The sequence below is a fragment of the Corallibacter vietnamensis genome, assembly GCF_039537875.1.
In the GTDB taxonomy this organism is placed as follows: domain Bacteria; phylum Bacteroidota; class Bacteroidia; order Flavobacteriales; family Flavobacteriaceae; genus Corallibacter; species Corallibacter vietnamensis.
Genome location: NZ_BAABBI010000012.1, coordinates 1 through 4,018 on the forward strand (window position 1 = coordinate 1; position 4,018 = coordinate 4,018).

At 33.2% G+C, this 4,018-nt stretch carries 2 protein-coding genes; both read right to left on the bottom strand.

Annotation, left to right across the window (positions count from 1 at the left end):
* Positions 1-204: 204 nt before the first annotated feature.
* Entirely contained in the window at positions 205-951 is a 747-nt protein-coding gene (locus ABD690_RS13450; RefSeq protein WP_344731115.1) for an HNH endonuclease, read from the bottom strand.
* Positions 952-1,137: 186 nt separating this feature from the next.
* Complete coding sequence (locus ABD690_RS13455) at positions 1,138-3,846, bottom strand: beta strand repeat-containing protein (protein ID WP_344731116.1); 2,709 nt, start codon at positions 3,844-3,846, stop codon at positions 1,138-1,140.
* Positions 3,847-4,018: the final 172 nt, after the last annotated feature.

A 4,018-nucleotide genomic window follows, 5' to 3' on the forward strand; every position in this document is an offset into this window, starting at 1 on the left:
TTTTAGCACGCAGTTTTGCAGTAATTAAAAGAGGTACACCTTTTGTAAATATAGCCGCAACAAATTATTGAATTAAGGCTTGTTTTTTACCTTGGAATACGTATAACCGTCAGTTACGGGATTAAAGATAATGTTTTTCGGTTAAGCACTGACTTTAGCAATTCCGAGTGGATTCGGACGTAGTCGAATCCGCCGTAATTGCGGTTATACATTGTTGCCATTAGTACTTTCTTTTATTATTTTTTTCAGTTCCGAAATTGAGTAAGCTGGCTTTTGCTTATGCAACATTGCGTGACAATTCGGACATACAGGAATTAAGTCCGTTTTTGGATTCACAGAATATTCCTTTCCGATTGATGCTATGTCAATTATGTGATGGACGTGAATAAAATTCTTTCCTAAATCGCCAAACTTTTGTTCGAAATTGAAATCGCATACTTGACAATTCAGACCAAAATGTTCAATACATTCTTGCCGTGCTATTTGATTTCTTTCGTAACTATTTACAGTTACTTGTCTTGTTTTACCTTCCGAATATTTTTGGTCAGAATCAACTTCATCTGGGAAAACAGTTTCTCCAAAATCATCTTTTACTAATTCATAAAATTTTTGATAAATTTTTCTTCCAGTTTTCACAGAAGCACCAGAAGTTTCTTCGTAATATTCTATATGTTGATAAAGTGAAAGTAGAGCCGTTTTTAATCCGCTAACACCATTTTCATTATAAATCCGTTCGAGATAATATTCCGTTCCATAAGAGTTGATTGTACGCGTGAATAATTTTCCCTGAATAAGATTTGAATACGCATAAATATAGTCAAGTCCTGAACTTTTTTTCATTCCCATATTTGTTAGGGATTCAGTTCCTTCGTTTAAAGACATTTGATTCAGGTAAATCTTTTTTCCGACCTCAAATGCTTTATGAATTTGTTCATTCGTAATTTTTCCCATTCAGTTAGCGGTTTTTTGGGTATTAATGGCAACGGTTTTGTATAAGCGCAGCAGCGGTTTTATCGCTCTAACTTTTCGGCTTAAAATTGACCTTAAATTTATACAATTTCTCTGGTTTTATAACTTTTCCCGCTATTGCGCTTATACGTTGTTGCCATTTCGTTGTTTTTCGAAGACCATCTAAACTTATTGGCTACAGTTACCATCTATGATGTCTTGCATTGTAGGATTGTATCCATTGTCATAAACATTGTAATTTCCATTAAATCCATTATTTATAACTAAAGAAATACCACAAAGATTAGTTAATAATTGATTATTATTTATAGTGATATATTCTCCAATTGATTGAACAGAAGAAAGACCATTTATATTAATTAATGATTCATTTGTTCCCAACTTGAAATAGCCTCCAATAGATTGAACAGAAGAAAGACCATCAATATTATTTAGTGATGAATTTGCACTAATGCTTAAGTCATCACCTATAAAAGTTAAAGAAGATAAACCATCAATATTTACAAATGAATTATTTTGGTTACGATAAATTCTAAGATCTTGATTGACAGTTGTAAGTGATGATAATGCATTTATATTTTGAAGATTGTCATTGTCTTTAATGTCTAAAGTTACTACGGAACTTAATGAATTAAAACCATCTAGATTAATGATAAATGTACTATCAATAGTTAAAACCCCATCAACTCCTGTTAGACTACTAAAGCCGACTAAGCTATTTATTGGGTCACTGGTATTGGTGCTAATAACTGTTAAATTACCTATTATCTGTGTGTAATTATTTGCAGCGAAATTATTTACTTCTGTTTGACTATTTAGAGTTACATTTCCTGTATAAATTCCTCCAGAAGTATTACTTTCCGTAGTAAAACCCCAAATGGGCGATGTTGCTAAAACAGTATTAGTGTTGCTAACAGTTTCTACATACCAATAATAGGTTGTGTTTTCTTGTAGATTAGAATAACTGTAAGATGTTTGACTACCTAAATCAAATTGTGTTGTAGGGTTTGTGTTAGTGTCAAAATATAATCTATACGTGGCATCAGTTGGTGTATTTGCGCCTTCTGTAAAAGATAAATTACCAACTAAGGTTACATTAGTTGCACCATCGTTTGGTGTAGGATTAGTTGCTGGATCTGTATTAGCAGTATTTGTTAGTGTGGTAAAGTTCCATATAGGTGATGTGGCTAAAACTGTGTTAGTACTGCTAATGGTTTCTACATACCAATAATACTGTGTTCCCTCTTGTAAGTTTGAGTAGTTTAAGGTGTTTGTATTAGCATCAAGATTATAAACTGTTGTAGGGTTTGTGTTGGTGTCAAAATACACTTTAAACGTGGCATCGGTTGGTGTGTTAGCACCTTCTGTAAATGATAAGTTACCGTTTAGAGCAATATTTGTTGAGCCATTTGTTGGGTTTGGTGTGTGGGCAGGTGCTACTGACGAACTTTCATTTAAAATAAAACTAAAGATTAAACTTTCGGTAATAATATCATTATTAGAGTCTCTTGCTATTACCTTCCAGTAATAGGTATCGTTACTTAAATTGTTTGTGTATTCAAAGCTTGTGTTGGATGTTGTCCCTATAATATTAAGAGCGTTTACATCTGTTCCTAATAAAATTTCATAATTAGGTGTTACTGTAAAATCGTTAGGTTGCCAAGAAAATGTTATTGGCTGAGTTGTAACTGTAGCATTATCTGTAGGTACAGGATTAGTGATTGTTGCAATGTCATAACCACCAGAAGCTATTTCCCATTCTGGGATATTAATTAAGTTGTTCCATTCTTCATCGACCAAGCTAAAGCCAAATGCCTGTGCCTTAAAAAATGCTCCAGTATCAATTCCGCCATTAATTAACCAATTATATTGTGTGCTAGTTATAGAACCTTCAAACCTAGCATATGGCTCAACATTTATGCCAGATGACACAAAATCATCGTCATATAATGACAAGCTAAATTCTGGTTTAATATAAGCTTTTGCATTACCGCTTACAGAAGCGGTAGCTGTAGCATTTTGACTATTAACTGAAAAACCATTTTCTGGAAGAAATTGCCATCCATTGTCATAAGTAACACCTGAAATTGCTGTAGAATTATTGGAATAGGTATAAACTATACTTGCGTTTAAATCCCCATTGGCTCCTATATACAAAGTGAATTTAGGTATTATTACCACAGGAATTCCAACCGTTATTGTAATAGGCGCACCTGTAAAAGAACCTAGTTCAATATCATCTGTATCAAAAGACACATCAACTTGAGTTGTTATACTTACATTAAAATCATTTTCTGTGCTTATAGAAAACAGAAACTCTTCAATGTTAGGCGAGAAGTTGTTGTTGCTTATTGATATATCAAAATCTATGCTAGGTGTAATTGTTAAATCACCTGAAAGATTGATTTCAATAGGTACACCACCTTGAGTTGTAGTAATAGTTTCATCGATGGGAATTGTTATTGGTACTGAATTGTTTTGATTTGAATTTCTGCCAGACAAATCGCTTGGTTGGAAAGTATAGCTTGTACTTCCGTTAAACTCTTCTCCTTCTTCATAATAGTATTTTACAGCTTCGCTCAAGGCAACTCTTTGTGTCTGTAATATTGTATTGCCATTAGAGTTGCTTTTACTCGTAACCTTTCTTAAAAAACCAAATGGTGCATTGCTATTTGCTCCAGAAACGATAATATCATTTGATTCAATCTCATTTTGACTACCTGTTAATGTTATAGAATTAGTGCTAACAGACATAATCTCTGATTGCTCTTTAATAAATGTTTGAGGCGTTGTTTGTCCTTGTGGTGATTCATCGTCTTTATTACAACCTGTAAAAATCAGAAGTAAGATGGTCAGAAGTAAGATAATTTTTTTCATATTATTATTGATTCAGTTTAGGTTTGAGTGAGCCACAATGAATGGCAACGGTCTCCTTTACTTTGATGTTATTAAATTTATCAAGAGAAGAGAGGAGAACTATAACGGTCTCTAGGGATTACCTCTTACACGTGTTAGTCCTCTCTGTCTCTTGTACGATGCTTTGTTGAAC